This is a genomic window from Vibrio sp. 2132-1, assembly GCF_033344315.1.
In genome coordinates, this window is record NZ_JAWPON010000001.1 from 248909 (window position 1) to 269337 (window position 20429).

The following is a 20429-nucleotide window of genomic DNA, read 5'->3' on the forward strand; positions in this document are numbered from 1 at the left end:
GATTTTGTTTTTCTTGTTTGTTTGTTCTTAAACTGAAATCTAGTTATCCCGACAAGTTCTTACCGAGCGATTTTTCGTACACCCTCAACTTTTCATCCTTTTTTACTAACATTTTTCTTTAAAAATAATTTGAGTTCGAATTAATTTTCAGGCATTTTATATTTAACTAACCGTTCAATTAAAAATAACAGGGACGCAAAATGCCAAAGGTGGGGATGCCTGAAATCAGAAAACCGCAGCTTGTGAAAGCGACAATGTCAGTGATTGATAGAGTCGGTTTACACGCGGCGAGTATTTCGTTAATCAGCAAAGAAGCCGGTGTATCAACGGGGATTATCAACCACTATTTCGGTGGTAAGCACGGATTGCTGGAGGAAACGATGCGAGAAATCTTGCGTCAGCTTTCGTCCACTATCACACAGAAGTTACGTGAGCTGCCAAGTGATGCTCATCACCAAAGAATTAATGCAATCATTGACGGTAACTTTGTCGGCTATCAGGCAGAAAACCAAGTTGCTAAGACTTGGCTGGCGTTTTGGTCGTACTCAATGCATGACGAGCAGCTCAAGCGTTTACAGCGTGTCAACGAACGACGTCTATTGTCCCACCTAAGAAAAGAACTCAAAGCATTATTAAATGCAGAGCAGGCTGAATTGGTTGCTCATGGTATTGCATCACTTATTGATGGAATTTGGCTGCGCGGAACGCTCAACCCGCAAGGCATTGATGCAGAAAGAGCGAGAATCATCATCAACGATTATCTCGAAAAACAACTTACGTTTTATTCTGAAAAAATATAAAAGTTACAGGTCTTCAAAATGGAAATGAAAGCACACTATATCAATGGTGCGATGTACGACGGGTGTTCAGATGAACACTTCACCACTTACAATCCGGCGAATGGTGAGCCATTGGCCAACATTAAACAAGCGAACCAAGACGATCTTCAAGCAGCGATTGAATCGGCAAAAAAAGGTTTTGCTGCATGGTCGGCGATGACTGCGATTGAGCGCAGCCGTATTTTACACAAAGCCGTTGCCATTTTACGTGAGCGTAATGACGAGTTGGCTGCATTGGAAGTGGCAGATACTGGTAAGCCCATTCAAGAAGCTATCGCGGTTGATGTCACAACAGGTGCCGATGTTCTTGAGTACTACGCTGGCCTTGCTCCAAGTCTACAAGGTGAACAGCAGCCGCTCAGCGACGATCAGTTTTTCTATACACGTCGTGAGCCATTGGGCATTTGCGCGGGTATTGGCGCTTGGAATTATCCAATTCAAATTGCGATGTGGAAATCGGCGCCAGCACTGGCTGCGGGCAACGCAATGATCTTCAAGCCATCAGAAGAAACACCATTAACGGCGCTTAAGCTCGCCGAAATTTATTCAGAAGCGGGCATGCCAGATGGCGTATTTAATGTCGTGCAAGGGGATTACCGAGTAGGACAGATGCTAACGGCGCATCCTGATATCGCAAAAGTGTCATTCACGGGTGAGTCAGGCACCGGTAAAGTCGTCATGAGTGACAGCGCTAAGACACTAAAACAAGTAACGATGGAGCTTGGTGGTAAGTCTCCACTGATTATTTTTGATGATGCGAAGTTAAACGATGCCGTTTCTGCGGCCATGGTGGCGAACTTCTACACCCAAGGTGAGGTTTGTACGCACGGTACACGTGTATTTGTCCATGAAGGTATTTATGACGACTTTATCGCACAGCTTAAAGCCCGAACCGAGTTGTTAGTCGTCGGCGATCCGCTTGATGAGAACACGCAAATTGGCGCGCTAATCTCTAAAGATCATGAATCGAAAGTTCTAGGAGCGATTGAAGCCGCGAAAGCGAGTGGCGCGACGTTACTGACTGGCGGCTACAAAGTAACAGACAATGGCCTAGCTAATGGTAACTTTGTTGCTCCAACCGTATTTGTCGATTGCGATGATGACATGAGCCACGTTCAACAAGAAATCTTTGGCCCGGTAATGTCAGTTCTGAAATTCCGCGATGAGTCGGAAGTGATTGCGCGTGCAAATGGCACCGATTATGGCTTAGCGGCAGGTGTATTTACTCAAAACCTATCTCGTGCGCACCGTGTGATCCATCAAGTTCAAGCGGGTATTTGTTGGGTGAACACATGGGGTGACTCACCTGCAGAAATGCCAGTTGGCGGCTACAAGCAATCAGGTGTTGGCCGTGAAAACGGAGTCGAAACCCTTAAACATTACACACAAACGAAGAGTGTTCTGGTTCAGCTAAGCGACTTCGAAAGCCCTTACAAATGATACTACTCATAGTAGATAACTGACCACTTTAGCTTGTTAAAATGCTCGATAACTACGTTGTCAATTTTGATTGTAGGTTAACTACTTATCAAAATTTCCGCCTTGTTCTCAAGCATTTTTCCTACGCTAATTTCGTTCACTTATCTACGGTGATGAGTATTAACTCCTAGGAGAATAAAAATGCAACAACACTACGATTACATCATCGTCGGTGCGGGTTCGGCCGGCTGTGTGTTAGCGGATCGCTTAAGTGAAAGTGGTCAAAATTCGGTCCTATTACTCGAAGCGGGTGGGTCGGATAAAAGTATTTTTATCCAAATGCCAACAGCGCTTTCTTACCCGATGAACACTGAAAAATACGCGTGGCAGTTTGAGACGGTTGAAGAGCAAGGGTTGGATGGTCGCCAACTTCATTGTCCTCGCGGAAAAGTTCTGGGCGGTAGCTCATCTATCAACGGCATGGTTTACGTTCGCGGACACGCTTGTGACTTTGACCAGTGGGAAGAGGAAGGCGCGAAAGGCTGGAATTATCAGTCGTGTTTGCCTTATTTCCGTAAAGCAGAGTCTTGGATTGGTGGTGCTGATGAATATCGGGGTGATCACGGTCCAGTCGGCACATGTAACGGCAACGATATGAAGCTCAACCCGCTGTACCAAGCTTTTATTGATGCAGGCAAAGAAGCGGGCTACCCAGAAACAAAAGATTACAACGGTTATCAGCAAGAGGGCTTTGGCCCAATGCATATGACCGTCGACAAAGGCGTACGCGCTTCGACCTCTAATGCATACTTAAGCCGTGCTAAAAAACGCAAAAACTTCACCCTAATGAAGAGGGTGACGGTTCATCGAGTTTTATTAGAAGAAACTGGTGCAGAAGGAAAGAAAGCGGTAGGCGTTGAATTTGAAAAGTCAGGTTCAATTCAGCAATGTTTTGCGAATAATGAAGTGATTTCGAGTGCGGGTTCGGTTGGCTCCGTTCAGCTGTTGCAGCTTTCAGGCATTGGCCCTAAGGCAGTATTAGAAAAAGCGGGCATTGAGGTGAAACACTCGTTGGAGGGAGTAGGTAAAAACCTGCAAGATCACTTAGAAGTGTACTTCCAATATCACTGTAAACAACCTATCACGCTCAACAGCAAATTAGGTTTGGTGAGCAAGGGCTTGATTGGCACTGAGTGGATATTAACTCGCAAAGGCCTTGGTGCGACTAACCACTTTGAATCGTGTGCATTTATCCGCTCTCGAGAAGGGCTAAAGTGGCCAAATATTCAATATCACTTCTTGCCAGCGGCAATGCGTTATGACGGGCAAGCTGCTTTTGATGGTCATGGTTTCCAAGTGCACGTTGGACCTAACAAGCCAGAAAGTCGCGGGTCGGTCGAAGTTGTCTCTGCGAATCCGAATGATAAGCCGAAGATTGAGTTTAACTACATTTCCACTGAACAAGATAAGCAGGATTGGCGTGATTGTATTCGCCTTACTCGCGAGATCCTCAATCAGCCAGCCATGGATGAGTTTCGTGGGGATGAGATCCAACCCGGTCTGAACATCACAACGGATGAACAGATTGATGAATGGGTGAAGCAAAACGTCGAGAGTGCTTACCATCCATCTTGTACCTGCAAAATGGGCGCAGATAATGACCCATTAGCCGTCTTAAATGAGCGATGCCAAGTACGCGGTATTCAAGGCTTGCGTGTGGTGGACTCTTCTATTTTCCCAACCATTCCGAACGGTAATTTAAATGCGCCAACGATTATGGTGGCAGAACGCGCCGCGGATATGATTTTGGATAACGCCCTAGAAACGTCGAACAACGTACCAGTTTGGATTGCACCGGACTGGCAAGAGATGCAACGAATGCATCCGCCAAAAAGAGATCTCGATTCGATCTCATAAAATGAAAAAGTCAGTAATCATTACAAGGAATTCAACATGTCTAAGATGACAAAAATCTTCTCAACAATTGCACTAAGTACTTTAGCAACAGGCGCTTACGCCAACCAATGTGAAACGGTTCGTTTCGCAGATGTAGGTTGGACTGACATCACTGCGACCACTGCCGTTACATCAGAGTTACTTAAAGGGTTGGGGTACAAAACGAAGACTGATCTTCTGTCTGTGCCTGTAACTTACTCCTCTATGGCTAATGGCGATATCGACATTTTCTTAGGTAACTGGATGCCAACGATGGAAGGTGATATCGCGAAATACCGTGATGCAGGTACTGTTGAAACCGTACGCGCGAACCTCGTTGGCGCAAAGTACACGCTAGCTGTTCCAAAATACGTTTATGACGCAGGCGTAACCAACTTCGCTGACCTAGTAAAACATGCCGACAAATTTAAAGACCGCATTTACGGCATTGAACCAGGAAACGATGGCAACCGCTTAATTCAGTCAATGATTGATAGCAACGCATTCGGCCTAAAAGATTTCAGCCTAGTTGAGTCCAGTGAAGCTGGCATGGTGTCTCAAGTATCACGTGCCGCACGCCGCAATCAATGGATTGTGTACCTAGGTTGGGCGCCGCACCCAATGAATAGTAACGTTGAAATGGAATATCTAGCGGGTGGCGATGACTTCTTCGGTCCTAACTACGGCGGCGCGAACGTCTACACAAACGTACGTAAAAATTACCTCGCTGAGTGTCCAAATGTAGGTCAGCTAGTGAAAAATCTAGAGTTTAACCTAGAAATGGAAAATGAACTGATGGAAGCGATTCTTAACCAGAAACAAAAGCCATCAAAAGCAGCGCAAGCATGGTTGAATGCAAACCAAGAGCAAATTGAAGCGTGGCTAGAGGGCGTGAAAACGGTAGATGGCCAAGATGCGCTAACAGCTATTACAAACTACTTAAAAACAAACGCTTAATAAGCAGTATTTGAGCTCGTTTTTTTAAAGAAAGTGGGCAGAATTTTGCCCGCTTCATTAACACAAAGGTTTTATTTTGAATTTTATTACGGACAACAAACTACCGTTGGGCCAATGGATGGAAACTGGCGTCGATTGGTTAACCATCAATGCATCGGGTTTTTTCGATGCAATCTCTATTACACTTGAAACGATCATTCTTTTCGTGGTGGACATTTTTAAATGGATGCCACCTGCAGCGCCAATCATTATGACGGCGGCAATTGCTTGGTTCTTACATCGCAGCATTCCTCTTGTCGTATTTATCGTGTTGGCCTTACTCGCAATTCTCAACCTTGGTTACTGGCAAGAAATGCTGGAAACCTTTGTCCTTGTGTTTGCAGCGACAACGATTTCCGTATTAATTGGCGTGCCGTTGGGCATTATGGCGGCGCACCGTCCTTGGTTATACACCTTGTTGCGGCCAATACTCGATTTGATGCAGACCGTACCGACATTCGTTTACCTAATTCCAACCTTGGTTCTGTTTGGCTTAGGTATTGTCCCTGGTCTAATCTCGACCATCATTTTCGCTATCGCTGCGCCAATTCGATTGACGTACCTCGGCATTATTAAAGTGCCGGAGGAGCTACTTGAAGCGGGTAAAGCATTTGGTGCCAGCCGCATGAAGCTACTGTTTAAGGTGGAGTTACCTGCGGCATTGCCAAGTATTATGGCTGGCGTTACGCAGTGCATTATGTTGTCTCTGTCTATGGTGGTCATTGCGGCGCTTGTTGGTGCTGATGGACTTGGTAAACCAGTCGTACGCGCACTGAATACGGTAAACATCTCGCAAGGTTTTGAAGCTGGTTTAGCGATTGTACTCGTTGCCATCATTCTTGATCGCTTGTGTAAAGCACCAAACCAGAAGGAGGCATAATCATGGACGCTATTACTATTAAAAATCTTGATGTCGTTTTTGGTCAGCAACAAGCACAGGCGCTAGCACTACTAGATCAAGGGAAGTCTCGACAAGAAATCATTGATGAAACTGGCCAAGTGGTTGGGGTTGATAATGTTTCGCTGAACGTGAAACAGGGTGAGATCTGTGTCTTGATGGGGCTTTCAGGCTCGGGTAAATCAAGTTTGCTGCGAACGGTTAACGGATTGAACGATATTTCTCGTGGCTCTCTGAAAATTAAAGATGGCGACGATATGGTTGAGCTCTCTAACTGTGACGAACAGAAACTGCGCCACCTTCGTACGCACCGCGTGTCCATGGTGTTTCAGAAGTTTGCATTGATGCCTTGGTTAACGGTGTTAGACAATGTAGCGTTTGGTCTAGAGATGCAAGGCATTGGTAAAGCAGAGCGTCGTAAAAAGGCGCGTGAACAGCTCGAAATGGTCGGTTTATCTGAGTGGGAAACCAAATTCCCGCACGAGCTTTCTGGTGGTATGCAGCAGCGTGTTGGCCTAGCGCGAGCGTTTGCGATGGACACAGATATCTTGTTAATGGATGAACCGTTTTCAGCACTTGATCCATTGATTCGTGCTCAGCTTCAAGATGAATTGATTCTGCTTCAAGAAAAGCTAAATAAAACCATTCTTTTTGTAAGTCACGACTTGGATGAGGCGCTTAAAATCGGCAACAACATCGCCATTATGGAATCAGGAAAGCTGATTCAACATGGCAAGCCAGAACAGATCATTCTTGCTCCAGAAAACGATTATGTGGCGGACTTTGTTGCTCACACTAATCCATTAAATGTGCTGAAGGGACGTTCCTTAATGCGTGACGATTTGGTTCGCGAAGATACGCGTGTTCTGATTTGCCCTGATAAAGATATTTGGGTGATACAAGAGAGCAAGGGGTTAAGTTTAGCGGATAAAGGTAAATCGTTGATTCAATGGAAGAGCAATTCTTCGAACCTTGACGAAGTTAATGAAAACTCTCTGGTTCAGGTTAGCCCAGAAATCAGTATGCGAGAAGCGATTGAACTTAAACAGCGTAGCAATCAGCCTCTGCTTATGGTTGAAGATAATAAGCTGGTTGGTGTGTTAAGCGACAATGAGCTTTACGATGCATTGCTTGGTAATTTTAAGTCAGAGCAAGTTGCGTAAAGTTGACGCAGAACCAAGTAAAAAAGAGCCGCACATTAATGCGGCTCTTTTTAGTTTAAACAATGAGTTAAGTCGCTAAGCTAAGACAATGGTCGACTATAGAGTCGTAATTACGTCATCCATTGCAAGGCGCGCTTTTGGAAGACCATGATTATAATCTTCCCCATCTTTATGGTAGCCAATCGCTAGCGCAACTTCACAAATATGGCCCTCGAGCTCTTCTTTAAACTCTTCTCCAATCAGAGCCGGATCGACACCTTCCATCGGTGTTGAATCAATGCCTAGTCGTGCCAATGTGTGTAGTAGGTTGCCTAGTGCCAAATAGACTTGTGCTTTTGTCCAGTTTCCGTTGAAGCCATTTTCGTCCGTATTTGCATCGGCAAAAGCGTAAGCACCCATAAAGTTGTTGTACATCTCCGCTGGCAAGTGGCCAGATGTTACTTCTGCATCCACACGCTTCGCAAATTTCTCTTTAGTAAATTTAGGATCGTAAGCAAACAGAATCGTATGTGATGCGGCTTTCGCGTGTGGTTGGTTAAACTGATGCATATTTGCAAACGTATTGTGGAAACGTTGCTTCGCTTCATCACTTTCAATAACGATGAATTTCCATGGTTGTGAGTTGATAGAAGACGCCGACAAACGCAGTGCTTCTTTGATTATCGCCATGTCTTCTTGAGAAACGCGCTTGGTTTCATCATATTTTTTTGCAGTGTAACGGCTATTTAGATCGGTAATGATTTGATGGGACACGTTTATATCCTCTTTATGTGATGACAGATGAGGATGCACTAGCATCGACAACCATGCGTACCTCGAATATGGGTTCATGATAATGGATATTTTTTCATTGATAAGAGGGTGTTTATTTAAATCACTTTTTACTTTTTGTTGAAAATCGATGTGAGTTGATCGATTTGAAACTTAAATGTCCTTATTTGGAAGCTTTTATTTGATACTAAATTAAACTCATATTGAGGCGTAGGGGAAAGCAACATGAACGTGATTGAAGTTTTTAATGATAGCTATGAACGTTGTACTTCAGATCAGGAGTTTTTCGACTTGTTCTACAAAAATTTATGGTCGAAAAGTGCCAACTTTAGACAGAAGTTTGACGGTATAGACATGCACCAACAAGTGAGAATGCTTAGAGGGTCTATCGTATTTTTTATGATGGCAGATACCTCGACCGAAGCGCACAAAATGGTGGAAAAGTATGGGAAAAAGCATGCAAGTGCAGATATTGGTATAGAGCCGCAGGATTTTGATGTTTGGCTTGAGAGTTTGTTAGAAACGGTTCGACAGTGTGATTCCGGGTATGATGCCGATGTTGAAACCGCTTGGCGAACATGCTTTAAAACGGGCTTAGAAGTAATGAAACAAGAATGTGATAAAGAAGATGGGCACATCCTTAAAGCGAGTACTAAATAAGGAAGTAACGTGAGTGGTCGTTACTTCCTAGGGTCAGAACCTTACTTATCTTGTGTCTCTTTATTCTTTTTCACCGCTTCGGCGATATCACTGACAGCTTCGACAAGATTGATCGGCATTGGAAAAATAATAGTGGATGTTTTGTCTGTAGTGATTTCAGTGAGTGTCTGCATGTAACGTAATTGCAGTGCATTCGGTGCTTCGTTGAGCATTTGCGCTGCTTCTTTTAATTTATTTGAAGCCTCTAACTCACCAGTAGCGTGAATGATCTTCGCCCTACGGTTACGTTCTGCTTCTGCCTGACGGGCTAGGGCTCTGACCATGCTGTCATTTAAATCAACATGTTTGACTTCAACCGTAGCAATCTTGATTCCCCAGTCATCAGTCTGTTGATCGAGAATGGATTGTAAATCCTTATTGAGGCGTTCTCGCTCTGATAGCAATTCATCGAGTTCATGCTGACCCAATACCGAGCGCAGCGTGGTTTGTGCTAACTGGCTGGTGGCATCGCTGTAGCTTTCAATATTGTTAATCGCCATTTGAGGATCGACTACGCGAAAATAAACGACCGCGTTGACGCGCACAGAAACGTTATCTTTGGTAATCAAATCTTGTGTCGGCACATCCAAAACGACAGTACGTAAATCAACCCTCACCATTTGCTGAATAAATGGGATAAGGATGATCAAACCAGGTCCTTTGACTTCTTGAAATCGACCAAGAAAGAACACAACCCCACGTTCGTATTCTCTCAAAACCTTGAACATTTGGGTCGCTAGTGCGAACAGCAGCACCACGATCACCGCAACGGTATAGAGCATCATAAAGCGCCTCCTATTTATTTTGGCGGTCATCAGGCATCACAGTTAAGGTCAGCCCTTTAACATTAACAATGGTGACGTGATCACCTTGTTTGAATTGTTGATGGTCTTTGGCTTTAGCTCGCCATAACGCACCGTTGAGTTGAACGCGTCCTTCGCCATCGATAAAGTCATCGCTTACCACGGCGACCTTCCCAGGGTAAGTCTCTAAACCCGTCGTTACACGCCGGCGACGAATTTTGAGCAGCAGGCCGACGGTCAGCACGATTAGAGCCACGGAAAATATGGCAATACCAAAAATCAAAGGAAGGGCGATCTGGAATCCTGGTAACTCACTGTCCATGAGAAATATCGAACCGAGTACAAAGGCGACAACGCCGCCTAAGCCCAAAATACCAAAGCTCGGGCTGAATGCTTCCGCTATCATTAGTGCAATACCGAGTAACAGCAGACCAAGACCTGCGTAGTTGACGGGCATCATTTGTAGTGCGTACATGGCAAGAAGCAGACAAATCCCACCTAGCACACCGGGTAAGCCAATTCCTGGGTTGTAAAACTCAAGAAGTAAACCGTAGATGCCGATGAGCATTAGGATGTAGGCAACGTTTGGATTGGTGATAACGGCTAACATTTCTGCTCGCCAATCTGGCGTTCTTTCAACCCATGTTGGATTTTCAAGTGACAATGTCACAGTGCGATTGTTTACTTTAACCGTTTGCCCATCTATGGCTTTGACTAAGTCCTCTGGCGAATTGGCGATGTAATCGATCACGTTTAATTCTAATGCTTCTGTTGCATCCAAGCTCGCCGCCTCGCTTACTGCTTTCTCTGCCCATTCTGCATTTCGTCCATGAAGTTTTGCTAAGCCTTTAATGTAGGCTTTGGCATCGTTAATTACCTTTTTCTCCATTGCGGTTTTAGCGGGAACTTTCTCTGAGCTTTCGTTGGTTCCTTCTGGCGTTTCTTCCGCGTTTTGATCTTTGCCATCATCCGATGAAGGAGGTTGAGGCGCACCACCTAACGCGACGGGCGTTGCAGCTCCGAGGTTTGTCGCTTCAGCCATGGCGGCTACGTGACTAGCGAGCAAGATGTATGTTCCTGCACTGGCAGCTCTAGAACCAGATGGGCCGACCCAAGTTGCAATGGGAGTCGAGGAGGTGGTAATCGCGTGAATAATATCTCGCATTGCGCTATCTAAGCCGCCTGGTGTGTCCATCTCTAAGATCACTAAACTGACACCGTTTAGTTGAGCTTCTTCTATTTCACGAGATAAATAGTCGCTAGTAGCAGGCCCTATAGCGCCTTTGACAGGAACAATCCAAACGGTATTCGCCAGTGCTTGACTGGCAATCAAGAGTAAAGGTAAGAACCATATCCATAGTCGTTTCATGCAGTCCTCCTTGTGTGGTCACAGGGACTTTTTGAAATCCTAATTCAAGTATATCCAAATAACTTAGAGATGCTTGAGTATAGGTTCTAATGAATAAGTTCCCGAGGCTAATTAGGAGACTACTTTTTTATATATAAACGCTGTGTGAGATAGTAAACTAAAGCAAATTATTGGTAATTGTGATGTTTATGTTTATTGTTCAGCGTTTGATTAAGTTGGCCGTTATCTGTGCCGTATTCTTTACTATTTTCGATCTGATCTCCTATGGAGAGGTGACTTGGTTTCAACGGTTTTTGGCTTTTCTACACTAAACTCAGATTTCAATACGTTAGCTACTCATAAGGCGATAGGTTTCTTCCTATTCGCCTTATTACTCCCTCTTCAACCAAAGCCTTAAACAAAGCAATACTTAGCTCGTTTTTTCAACTTCCTGTCGGTGGAAAAAACGCCAAAATGCAACTAAATTCATATCAATGACAAGTTTAAGGTATATAGTTGATGAGGCAATTCAGCGCAATCGCACTAGCTGTTGTAACACTCATTTTGAGCCAAACAACAACCGCAAGAAACGCGAAGATGTTAGGTGATATCTCCCTAGTTCAGCCCATACAGGGTGATCCTAATGTGGATATTAAGCTAGCGAGAATTGGCTGGCATCTCTTCCGCGATCCTCAATTATCGTCAAATGGTAATGTCAGCTGCGCGACATGCCACAATCTGCAAACCAATGGCGCTGAAAATACACCAGTCTCTACGGGGGTGAAAGGTGATGGAATTAGAAATTCTATAACAGTGTTTAATGCAGCGTTAAATTATCGTTTTTTATGGGATGGTACGGAAAACACCTTGATGGCTCAGATTGATGGTCCAATCCATAATCCAATGGAAATGGACTCAAACTGGCAAACAATAGAGCAATATGTAAAAGAGAGTGAACATTATCAAGCGCTATTTAATCGTGACGGTGAATTGCCGATTAACGTTCATAATATCAAGTCCGCTATTGTGGAGTTTGTTGAAGGGCTGCAGACGCCTGGCGCACCATTCGATGCTTACTTATTGGGTTACACGCATGTATTGAGTGAACAGCAAATCAGAGGTTGGAAAACATTTCAGACTTCAGGTTGTGTGCAGTGTCATCAGGGCAAAAATATCGGCGGAGCGATGATCCAAAGGTTCGCCTATTTCAAGGATAAGCCAGTAGTAGAGGACTCGGGCAGGCAACTCGTTACGATAGAAGATGAAGAGCGATTCTATTTTAGAGTAGCCAGTTTACGCAATGTCGCGCTAACGAGTCCTTATTTTCATAATGGGCAAGTCGATAAGTTATCCGACGCGATACAAATCATGGCTAAAACCCAGCTCGGTATAACGATGAACGATGAGAATGTCGCGGACATTGAAGCATTCTTGCAGTCGTTGACAGCACCTAGACCCATAATTTTAGAGGTGTTGGAAAATGAATAAATTCAAACTGATCAACTTTTGCTTTTTTATTGGGATACTGACGTGCTGCACACTGGCGTATATGTCGTATATGAATTCAAAAAACGCTCAAGAATTTCATGCAGGGCTAATGAATATCGGACATGAGTTGATTGAAGAGCGTGATGTTATCGTGAACCGATATGCCGTTGAAGATAGGAAAAACTATGAGTTAACAACATCTTTAGTAGAGATAGAAATCGCAGCACAGGCACTGTTGGAATCATCAAAGGCATCAGTTTGGTTTCCCGTGACACCCAATCGTATAAAAGTTAGGGATACGCTTGAACAGTTTAAGGAGCGAGTGCTTCAAACAACGTTGAAGCTTGATATGTTAATTGGTGTTCAGGTAGAAAATCGGTATGCATTACTCATGTTGTTCAATTTATATCAGCAAGATGTTTCTACCGAGCGCGGCCAATCATTGGGTGGCAGTCGTTATTTTGAATTTCTCAACCAGTTGCTTCTAACACAAACTGAAGTTGAGAGTGAAAAGGAAGCGAACTTCCTTAAACGGCTTCAAACGAGTGATAAAAGAATTGAATTGCTGACGAATGAACTGCTTGATCACACTTATATTGAGTTTGTCGAAAGCTCAGAGCATCGGTTACTCAATATTGCTCAAAGTGAGGCGCGTTTTACGTGGTTGTTTGTATTTATTGCGGTGATGTTTCTAGTTAGCGCGTTTGTTTATCAGTCACATCACCGAATGCATAACTTAAAACAGTTGAATCTTGAAATTGAAGAGGCGAGAAACAAAGCCGAGCGAGCGGCAAAAGCGAAATCAAATTTTCTCGCTGCAATGAGTCACGAACTAAGAACGCCGATGAATGGCGTACTAGGGCTTTCTCAAATGATTGCAGAACAGACCAAAGAGCCGACGACGAAAGAGCACATTAGGGTTATTCTTGACTCTGGCCAGCATCTGATGACTATCCTCAACGATATTTTGGATTTTTCTAAAGTTGAAGAAAACAAACTGGAATTTGAGCAAGCTAAGTTTAAGCTCGATCAAGTGCTTTCTCCGGTGTGTAGCGCAATAAAACCACTTGTTGATGAAAAAAATATCGAGCTAATCTTGGAAAACGAGGTTTCTGAATATACTGAATTTACTGGGGATTGTGCGCGTTTACGACAGATCTTATTTAATCTCGCCGGTAACGCGGTGAAGTTTACCAATGAAGGGCATGTGCTGGTTAGAACCGAGTTAGATGAATCGAATCAGTTGTTGGTCATGCGCGTGAGCGACACCGGTATTGGTATTGCGCCAGACAAGCACGAGCATATTTTTAACTCGTTTGAGCAAGCAGACTCATCAACGACTCGAAGGTTCGGCGGAACAGGGCTTGGGTTAGCCATCGTCAAAAAACTAACCGATTTGATGGGTGGCCATATTACTCTCAAGAGTATAGAAGGCGTTGGAAGTCAATTTATCGTTGAGTTGCCGATTCCTTGGGTAGAATCTGCTCCGAAAAAGCAGCAAGAAGCACCGAAACCTCGCGCAAAATCACACCATTTAAAGATACTACTTGCTGATGATAACCGTGTGAATGCCATTGTGGCAAAAGGGTTTTGCGAAAAGCTCGGGCATGAAGTGGATGTAGCAGAAAATGGGTTAATCGCGGTTAAAAAGGCGAAAGAGAACGAGTACGACCTGATCTTGATGGACAACCATATGCCCGAGATGAATGGTGTTGAGGCGACACGCGTTATCCGACAAGAGTTAGGTATCAAGACATTACTCTTTGCGTACACGGCAGACGTATTTCGTGAAGCTCACGATAGCTTTATTGAAGCAGGAGCAGACCATGTGCTTACAAAACCGCTACAGCATGAGAGCTTTTCAGACGCTCTCAAACAGTTTGCAGCCAGACTCGAACCGAAACGGAATCCGCCACTAACGAATGACAGCAATGTGCTTCAGTTGCAACGTAAGCCAATCGAGAACTTAAGGTTAACAGAGGAAGAACTCTCCCGTTCAGGCATGTTTACTTCTTTACGAGATGAGCCAGAAGCGCTTGACGAGCTGCTAAAAAGCATTATTGTCGATTTTGAGACATCTGTTGATGAGCTTATTGAATACTTTATGGCTGAAGACTTTGCTTCATTAGCGCTGACGTTGCACAAAACGAAAGGGATGGCACTGAACCTAAGTTTACCTATTTTGGCGAGCCAAACGGAGGCCCTGGAAACTCAACTTAAAGCCAACCAAAGTCCCGAGGTTGAGCAGTTGCAGATGCTGATCAATCGGTTACAGGTCAACATCCATCAGTCTCATAGACTTTTGGATGATATACAGAAGAACAATGCCGATCCTCAACAGATTTTATAGTCCCTGTGAGTGCGATGCTTTCCTTAACTCATTTTGTTGTGGTTTACTGTGGCAAGGACGGATAGTGTTGATTCGTCGTCGGAAAATCAGGGAGTTAGAATGAGTAAGCATTCCGCTTTAATCAAATGGCATCGTAAAGCTGGGGAAGAGTTTAGTGATAATAAGTATAGTAGGGCACACATTTGGCAATTTGATGGAGGGTTGCAAGTCCCAGCATCTCCATCTCCCCACGTAGTACCATTACCACTATCCGTAGAAGAAAACGTTGATCCAGAAGAAGCGTTTGTCGCGGCACTTTCTAGTTGTCATATGCTCGTTTTCCTGTCTATTGCAGCAAAGCGGCGTTACGTTGTGGACAGTTACTTCGATGAAGCGGTAGGGGAGCTTGAAAAAGGCGAAAACGGAAAAGAGTGGGTATCAAAGGTAACGTTAAACCCTAAGATAACATTTTCAGGTGAAAAACAACCGACACCATCTCAATTAGAAAAACTGCACCACATGGCCCATGAGAATTGCTTTATCGCCAACTCCGTTAAAACAGAAGTGACAACGCTTATTGCGAATTAAGTGGAGCTCTTTATCAAAAAGCGCGGCCTATTGCGGAGTTATATTAAGCCAGCAGTCATCCTGCTGGCTCGTTCATCTAGACGACACCTTGCTCAATCATTGCATCAGCGACTTTTCTAAAGCCTGCAATGTTGGCGCCTAAAACTAAATTTCCAGGTTGGCCAAACTCTTTACTGGTTTCGTTTGCATTGATGAAAATATTTTTCATGATGGTTTGCAACTGACTATCCACTTGTTCAAACGTCCAGTTTTGCATGCTGGCGTTTTGCGCCATTTCAAGTTGACTGGTTGCAACGCCGCCTGCATTGGCTGCTTTGGCAGGCCCATAAGCTATGTCTGAGTCCACGATAATATTGGCAGCATCACGGGTGGTTGGCATGTTCGCCCCTTCACTAATCAAAATACATCCGTTTTCGATAAGAGCCAGTGCGTCGTCTGACGTTAGTTCATTTTGAGTCGCACAAGGGAAGGCAGCATCAGCCTGATATCGCCAAACAGCATGTCCTTCATTAGGATAGTCGCCCTCTGGTGTGTATTCTGCTTCAGGGTAAGTTTCTAAATATTCTTCTAAGCTTGCTCTTTTCACTTCTTTCAGTTGTTTTAGGAGCTTAAGATCAATACCGTGCTCATGATAGATCGTACCTCGAGAGTCGCTGCATGTAACTGGCGTTGCCCCCATATGGTACAGTTTTTCAATGGCGTAGATAGCCACGTTGCCAGCACCAGAAACGAGACAAGTTTTCCCTTTCAATGAATCGTTGCGGTCGTTGAGCATGCATTCTGCAAAATAGACGGCGCCATATCCTGTCGCTTCTTTTCTGGCGAGTGAGCCACCCCAAAGAAGACTCTTGCCTGTGAGCACACCTTCGTAGCGTCCCGTCAATCGTTTGTATTGACCAAACATATAGCCAATTTCGCGCGCCCCGACGCCGATATCGCCTGCGGGTACATCGGTGGCAGGACCGATATGACGGTACAACTCGTTCATAAATGATTGGCAAAATCGCATGATCTCGCCGTCGGATTTTCCTTTAGGATCGAAGTTTGAACCGCCTTTGCCGCCACCGATAGGAAGGCCAGTCAGTGCGTTTTTAAAGATTTGCTCAAAGCCGAGAAATTTTATGATGCTCGCATTGACTGAGTGATGGAATCTCAATCCTCCTTTGTACGGCCCCAAAGCAGAGTTGAATTCAACTCGATAACCTTTGTTTACTTGTACATTTCCAGCATCATCAACCCAAGGAACTCGAAACATGATTTGACGTTCTGGCTCGACGATCCTCTGGATAATCGCTTGTTCCTTATATTTATTATTGCCTTCTATTACCGGCGCGAGAGAAGTTAATACTTCTTCTACCGCTTGGTAAAATTCTTTTTGCGCAGGGCTACTGTGTTGCAACGCAACAATAGTATCGTGTATGTATGACATAGGTTTCTTCCTTGATGTGAATAAGCAATCAGTTTATATGAATGTATTTCCATTAAATAGTGATTTTAACCAAGATTCAATGGTTGTAGTGGTATTTCCTGCGGATGAGAATGTGCAGCTTCTAACCCGGGCAGTGTTGGTTGAGATAGGTAGGGCGAGCTAAGTAAGCGGGTGGTTGAGTGATCAGTTTCACATATAACAAGCAGAAATCACTTTAGTCGATGTTGTTGTGCAGTTACGCAAATTGTTTATGTTAACGTCATGTTAAAGTTTGTGTGTGTGATAACTTGTGAAAAGACAACTATATGGATGAGCTTAAGGTTCTGAACTCGTTTATTCAGCAGAATGGTCTACCAGCGTTTGGCCACCTTGATGGAATTCCAACATCGTTACAGCTAGATAAATTTACCTACCTTGATGAGATGGATAAGCCAGTGTCTAAGTGGCGCCGTTACCGCGATTATAAGCAGTTTCAGTTCGTCAATTTGGTCACACCTGATTACGTCATTGGAGTAGCGATTGCTGATATACGGTATTTAGCATCCGGCTTTTTCTACCTGTTTGATATTAAAAAGAATAAGTTGATTGAGCAACAATGGTTGAAACCTTTTAATATAGGTTATCAAACTCAGCCTTCCAGTTGGTGCAGTCTTGCCCATCTTGCTAACAAAAGAGTTCAGTTTTCTATTAAGGATGGTATTTGGCACGTCCACTTTGTGACAGAGTCAGTCAATGCGGATCTCTATTTACGTCCAGAAAATATGAGTTTGCCATTAATGTTGTGTACGCCAACAGGTTATGCGGGTTGGACATATACTCAGAAGCACAATGCGTTAGCAGTAGACGGTAACTTGTTCATATTAGGAAAAGAGCAAGATCTTTCAGAGGTGGCTGCTGGTTACGATTTTTCCGCTGGGTACATGCGGCGAGAAACAAGTTGGCGCTGGGCGAGTATCAATTGCTTTGAGGATGACAGGCGTCTGGGGTTGAATTTGGCAGCTGGCGTTAATGAAACTGGCTATTGCGAAAATGTATTGTGGATTAATGGTCAGCGTCACTTTTTGCAACCTGTGCAGTTTCAGTTTTCACGAAGTGATGAAGGGCAAAAGTGGCATATTACGTCTGAAGATAAACGAGTTAACTTACAGTTCACGCCTTTGAATCGACGCTCAGAGAAGAAAAATTTTTGGCTTCTCAAAAGTAACTTTCGTCAGTACATCGGTTATTTCTCTGGCTATCTTATCGATGGAAATGGCATCAAACATCAGTTAGAAGAAGTTATGGGTCTTACTGAAGATCACTATGCAAAATGGTAGAAACATAATGGATTGGACGCAGTTGATGGACCGCCCAGAATTACTTCTGATGATTCTGGCTCCAGTTTTCTTTTTCTGCATGCTTGCCGAATATTGGTTCGGACAAAGAAGGGGACGCTTGCCTGAAAGCGCGACGTATTACTTCCCTGAAGTAGCGTGTAATTTTGTTCTTGCGGGCTTACACCAAGCGACAGACATACTCACGGGTTTACTGATTGCTCAGTTGTATTTGTGGTGGTTTGATTGGCGTTTGTTTGATATCGAAATGAGCGTCTCAGCTTTTCTTTTACTTGTTGTCCTGCAAGATTTTTTCTATTACTGGTTTCATCGGGCTAGCCATCGTATTCGTTGGATGTGGGCCGCGCACGTTGTTCATCACAGTTCGGAAAGAATGAACTTCAGTACCGCCTTTCGTCAAAGTTTAATGTATCCGCTAGCGGGGATGTGGATTTTTTGGTTGCCCTTGGTGATTATTGGTTTTGAGCCAAAATGGGTTGTCTTCGTTGTGTTGTTTAATCTGGGCTTACAGTTTTTTGTTCACACCCAATCAATTCGTTCGCTCGGGCCACTAGAGTGGGTATTTAACACGCCGTCTCATCATCGCGTTCATCATGGTGTGAACCGTCAGTACATCGACAAAAATTATGCGGGTGTATTAATTATTTGGGATCGAATGTTCGGAACGTTTGAACCAGAGGTGGAAACGGTTCGGTATGGGGTTTCTAAACCTGTAAACAGCTTTAATCCCATCCGCGTGACGTTTGCAGAATGGAAAGACATGTTTTATGACGTAACTCGACCAAACTTATCATGGAAACAACGCTGCCGCCGTTTGTTCGCTCCGCCATCGGATTTTTATGAGTAAATTGAGATAAAGAGATTGGAGCGGGCAGCGGGAATCGAACCCGCATCATCAGCTTGGAAGGCTGAGGTAATAGCCATTATACGATGCCCGCGCATCGATAGGACTCAGTTAATATGCCACACTGGACGAAAAAGAAAAGTCTTTTCTCATCAAATGTTTGTCAGTTGCCTAAAAAAGTAGCGGACTGATGTTAAAGTGTTCATTGTCTCTGGTTTTTTGTGGCACTCGCGATTCCGCTACTAAGCCTAGGGGCTTCCAATTAGGTCGTAAACACCGAATTCTTAGGTGTTTAGGTGTTTAGATGTTGATGATATTCAAGATTTTCTGTGTAAAGGTTAATCTCGTTTATTGAACAGTCACGTTTCATGGTCAAGACTAGATATTGAAATGATTACTTTTTACTGTTGATGCGTATGTATAACACAGGGTAATTCTGCTGAAACAGTCAGCTTAACCAAAGGAGATTTAACATGATGAGAGGTTTGATATTAGGGTTGGTGGTGATGCTGGTATCTGCTTGTACTACCGTTACAACTGATGTAGATAAACAAGCCGACTTTTCAGCTTACAGAACGTTTGACTTCGGTGCTCAGGCGGAAGCTCCTACCAGTATTGATGGTCGACGTATTGAGCAAGGGCTTGCTGAACAGCTTGAGGGTAAGGGTTTAATTAAGGTAAATAGTGGCGGTGACCTTTACGTACATCATGATATCGTAGAAGAATCCGAGCTTGTTTCTTCAGGATCGTCGGTGAGCTTTGGCTATGGCTGGAATAGCTTTGGTGTGATCACTTCAAGCCCAGAAAGATATAAAGAACGTAAGTATGGGAAGTTGGTGGTTGAACTGGTTGATGCAAAGGCTAATCAAGTCGTTTGGAAAGGCGTTTCAAGTCGTAAACTGTCTGAGTCAATGAGCTCTGAGAAAAGAGAATCTCTCATCCAAGAAGAAATCGCGAAGATGTTTGAAAGCTACCCTTACGGTGAAAAATAATTAGTATTCTTAACGATTAAGAATACTAATTGCCAATAGTTACGCACAGGGTTAAAAGAACTTATTATTTTGGTTTTGGTTACCTTTGTGCGTACGATTCTGATTGCTTTACTCGGACTACTTTTCTGCTTGTTGGCTCCGAGCATGAGCCTGGCGCACTCACACCCAAATTTCCTTTCCTTTCATAACCAGAATATTGCTGTTGACGCTAAGTCGAAGCACTTTTCAGAATATCCTATCTCTCCAATACAACAAGACTATCCGAGTTTAAACAGCCGGAATGTATTGAGGGTTAGCCATGCTAAGGAAATGAGCTCGAACGACGATGTAGAACCCGAATGGTTTGAAATGCTTGATGTAGCATGGTGGGCGCATCGTTCGGCAATTTACTCGATGAAGCGGCTAAAACGCATCGGCAATGAGGCTTTAGGTTGTTGTATTGAAAGTATTTTTACTCACTTTAAATACAGAATCGGCGTGAGAAAAGAATCGAATTTTATATACCGCTTTATACATGCTCGCTAACACATTCCATGTTTTTGCAACTTTTGGTT

Annotated in this window: 18 protein-coding genes and 1 tRNA gene; 14 read left to right on the forward strand and 5 right to left on the reverse strand. The window is 43.9% G+C overall.

The window, feature by feature from the left end; all coding sequences use genetic code 11:
* The first annotated feature begins 200 nt into the window (after positions 1–200).
* From betI to choV, 6 genes are all read left to right on the forward strand, one after another.
* A complete protein-coding gene (gene betI, locus R8N47_RS01015) occupies positions 201–800 on the forward strand; it encodes a transcriptional regulator BetI (RefSeq protein ID WP_017820329.1) in 600 nt (199 codons plus the stop codon).
* Between the two features lie 18 nt (positions 801–818).
* Entirely contained in the window at positions 819–2279 is a 1461-nt protein-coding gene (gene betB / locus R8N47_RS01020; protein ID WP_064354705.1) for a betaine-aldehyde dehydrogenase, read from the forward strand.
* Between the two features lie 180 nt (positions 2280–2459).
* Positions 2460–4175 (forward strand): choline dehydrogenase, encoded by a 1716-nt coding sequence (gene betA, locus R8N47_RS01025; protein ID WP_005373209.1) that lies wholly within the window; start codon positions 2460–2462, stop codon positions 4173–4175.
* Positions 4176–4211: 36 nt separating this feature from the next.
* A complete protein-coding gene (locus R8N47_RS01030; protein WP_005382646.1) occupies positions 4212–5150 on the forward strand; it encodes a choline ABC transporter substrate-binding protein in 939 nt (312 codons plus the stop codon).
* Positions 5151–5226: 76 nt separating this feature from the next.
* Positions 5227–6069, forward strand: a complete 843-nt coding sequence (gene choW / locus R8N47_RS01035; protein WP_005392552.1) for a choline ABC transporter permease subunit — start codon at positions 5227–5229, stop codon at positions 6067–6069.
* 2 nt (positions 6070–6071) lie between these two features.
* Positions 6072–7250, forward strand: coding sequence for a choline ABC transporter ATP-binding protein (gene choV, locus R8N47_RS01040; RefSeq protein ID WP_064354706.1), 1179 nt, complete (start codon positions 6072–6074; stop codon positions 7248–7250).
* A 96-nt stretch (positions 7251–7346) separates the two neighbouring features.
* Here the strand turns inward: choV and R8N47_RS01045 are convergent, their stop codons facing one another.
* On the reverse strand, positions 7347–8003 hold the full coding sequence (locus tag R8N47_RS01045; protein WP_064354707.1) for an NAD(P)H-dependent oxidoreductase: 657 nt from the start codon (positions 8001–8003) through the stop codon (positions 7347–7349).
* Between the two features lie 243 nt (positions 8004–8246).
* Here R8N47_RS01045 and R8N47_RS01050 point away from each other — a divergent pair, with 243 nt between their 5' ends.
* Entirely contained in the window at positions 8247–8681 is a 435-nt protein-coding gene (locus R8N47_RS01050; RefSeq protein WP_017633662.1) for a globin, read from the forward strand.
* A gap of 41 nt (positions 8682–8722) precedes the next feature.
* Here R8N47_RS01050 and R8N47_RS01055 read toward each other — a convergent pair whose 3' ends face one another.
* Complete coding sequence (locus tag R8N47_RS01055; RefSeq protein ID WP_005373196.1) at positions 8723–9505, reverse strand: slipin family protein; 783 nt, start codon at positions 9503–9505, stop codon at positions 8723–8725.
* A 10-nt stretch (positions 9506–9515) separates the two neighbouring features.
* Complete coding sequence (locus tag R8N47_RS01060) at positions 9516–10892, reverse strand: NfeD family protein (RefSeq protein WP_042523608.1); 1377 nt, start codon at positions 10890–10892, stop codon at positions 9516–9518.
* A 498-nt stretch (positions 10893–11390) separates the two neighbouring features.
* Here R8N47_RS01060 and R8N47_RS01065 point away from each other — a divergent pair, with 498 nt between their 5' ends.
* From R8N47_RS01065 to R8N47_RS01075, 3 genes are all read left to right on the forward strand, one after another.
* Positions 11391–12359 (forward strand): cytochrome-c peroxidase, encoded by a 969-nt coding sequence (locus tag R8N47_RS01065; RefSeq protein WP_017820324.1) that lies wholly within the window; start codon positions 11391–11393, stop codon positions 12357–12359.
* Positions 12352–14709 carry an ATP-binding protein gene (locus R8N47_RS01070; RefSeq protein ID WP_064354708.1) on the forward strand — a complete coding sequence of 786 codons (2358 nt, stop codon included), beginning with the start codon at positions 12352–12354 and terminating at the stop codon, positions 14707–14709. The genes R8N47_RS01065 and R8N47_RS01070 overlap by 8 nt, the downstream gene beginning before the upstream one ends.
* A gap of 99 nt (positions 14710–14808) precedes the next feature.
* A complete protein-coding gene (locus R8N47_RS01075; RefSeq protein WP_017820322.1) occupies positions 14809–15276 on the forward strand; it encodes an OsmC family protein in 468 nt (155 codons plus the stop codon).
* 76 nt (positions 15277–15352) lie between these two features.
* On the opposite strand, the gene gdhA is transcribed toward R8N47_RS01075, so the two are convergent.
* Positions 15353–16705, reverse strand: coding sequence for an NADP-specific glutamate dehydrogenase (gene gdhA, locus R8N47_RS01080; protein WP_017633658.1), 1353 nt, complete (start codon positions 16703–16705; stop codon positions 15353–15355).
* A 305-nt stretch (positions 16706–17010) separates the two neighbouring features.
* On the opposite strand from gdhA, the gene R8N47_RS01085 reads away from it, so the two are divergent.
* On the forward strand, positions 17011–18021 hold the full coding sequence (locus tag R8N47_RS01085; protein WP_064354710.1) for a DUF2804 domain-containing protein: 1011 nt from the start codon (positions 17011–17013) through the stop codon (positions 18019–18021).
* 7 nt (positions 18022–18028) lie between these two features.
* On the forward strand, positions 18029–18886 hold the full coding sequence (locus tag R8N47_RS01090; RefSeq protein ID WP_005373167.1) for a sterol desaturase family protein: 858 nt from the start codon (positions 18029–18031) through the stop codon (positions 18884–18886).
* A 16-nt stretch (positions 18887–18902) separates the two neighbouring features.
* On the opposite strand, the gene R8N47_RS01095 is transcribed toward R8N47_RS01090, so the two are convergent.
* Positions 18903–18977: transfer RNA gene (locus R8N47_RS01095), tRNA-Gly, on the reverse strand.
* A 379-nt stretch (positions 18978–19356) separates the two neighbouring features.
* Here R8N47_RS01095 and R8N47_RS01100 point away from each other — a divergent pair.
* Together R8N47_RS01100 and R8N47_RS01105 are read left to right on the forward strand one after the other, a co-directional pair.
* Positions 19357–19875, forward strand: a complete 519-nt coding sequence (locus tag R8N47_RS01100) for a DUF4136 domain-containing protein (RefSeq protein WP_005382627.1) — start codon at positions 19357–19359, stop codon at positions 19873–19875.
* An 87-nt stretch (positions 19876–19962) separates the two neighbouring features.
* Entirely contained in the window at positions 19963–20400 is a 438-nt protein-coding gene (locus tag R8N47_RS01105; RefSeq protein ID WP_225455293.1) for a hypothetical protein, read from the forward strand.
* Positions 20401–20429: the final 29 nt, after the last annotated feature.

Coding starts and splice junctions, on each gene's coding strand:
- R8N47_RS01085 (WP_064354710.1), top strand. CDS start 17,011: ATGGATGAGCTTAAGGTTCTGAACTCGTTTATTCAGCAGAATGGTCTA.
- gdhA (WP_017633658.1), bottom strand. CDS start 16,705: ATGTCATACATACACGATACTATTGTTGCGTTGCAACACAGTAGCCCT.
- betI (WP_017820329.1), top strand. CDS start 201: ATGCCAAAGGTGGGGATGCCTGAAATCAGAAAACCGCAGCTTGTGAAA.
- betB (WP_064354705.1), top strand. CDS start 819: ATGGAAATGAAAGCACACTATATCAATGGTGCGATGTACGACGGGTGT.
- R8N47_RS01090 (WP_005373167.1), top strand. CDS start 18,029: ATGGATTGGACGCAGTTGATGGACCGCCCAGAATTACTTCTGATGATT.
- R8N47_RS01055 (WP_005373196.1), bottom strand. CDS start 9,505: ATGATGCTCTATACCGTTGCGGTGATCGTGGTGCTGCTGTTCGCACTA.
- betA (WP_005373209.1), top strand. CDS start 2,460: ATGCAACAACACTACGATTACATCATCGTCGGTGCGGGTTCGGCCGGC.
- R8N47_RS01065 (WP_017820324.1), top strand. CDS start 11,391: ATGAGGCAATTCAGCGCAATCGCACTAGCTGTTGTAACACTCATTTTG.
- R8N47_RS01050 (WP_017633662.1), top strand. CDS start 8,247: ATGAACGTGATTGAAGTTTTTAATGATAGCTATGAACGTTGTACTTCA.
- R8N47_RS01100 (WP_005382627.1), top strand. CDS start 19,357: ATGATGAGAGGTTTGATATTAGGGTTGGTGGTGATGCTGGTATCTGCT.
- R8N47_RS01030 (WP_005382646.1), top strand. CDS start 4,212: ATGTCTAAGATGACAAAAATCTTCTCAACAATTGCACTAAGTACTTTA.
- R8N47_RS01075 (WP_017820322.1), top strand. CDS start 14,809: ATGAGTAAGCATTCCGCTTTAATCAAATGGCATCGTAAAGCTGGGGAA.
- R8N47_RS01070 (WP_064354708.1), top strand. CDS start 12,352: ATGAATAAATTCAAACTGATCAACTTTTGCTTTTTTATTGGGATACTG.
- choV (WP_064354706.1), top strand. CDS start 6,072: ATGGACGCTATTACTATTAAAAATCTTGATGTCGTTTTTGGTCAGCAA.
- R8N47_RS01060 (WP_042523608.1), bottom strand. CDS start 10,892: ATGAAACGACTATGGATATGGTTCTTACCTTTACTCTTGATTGCCAGT.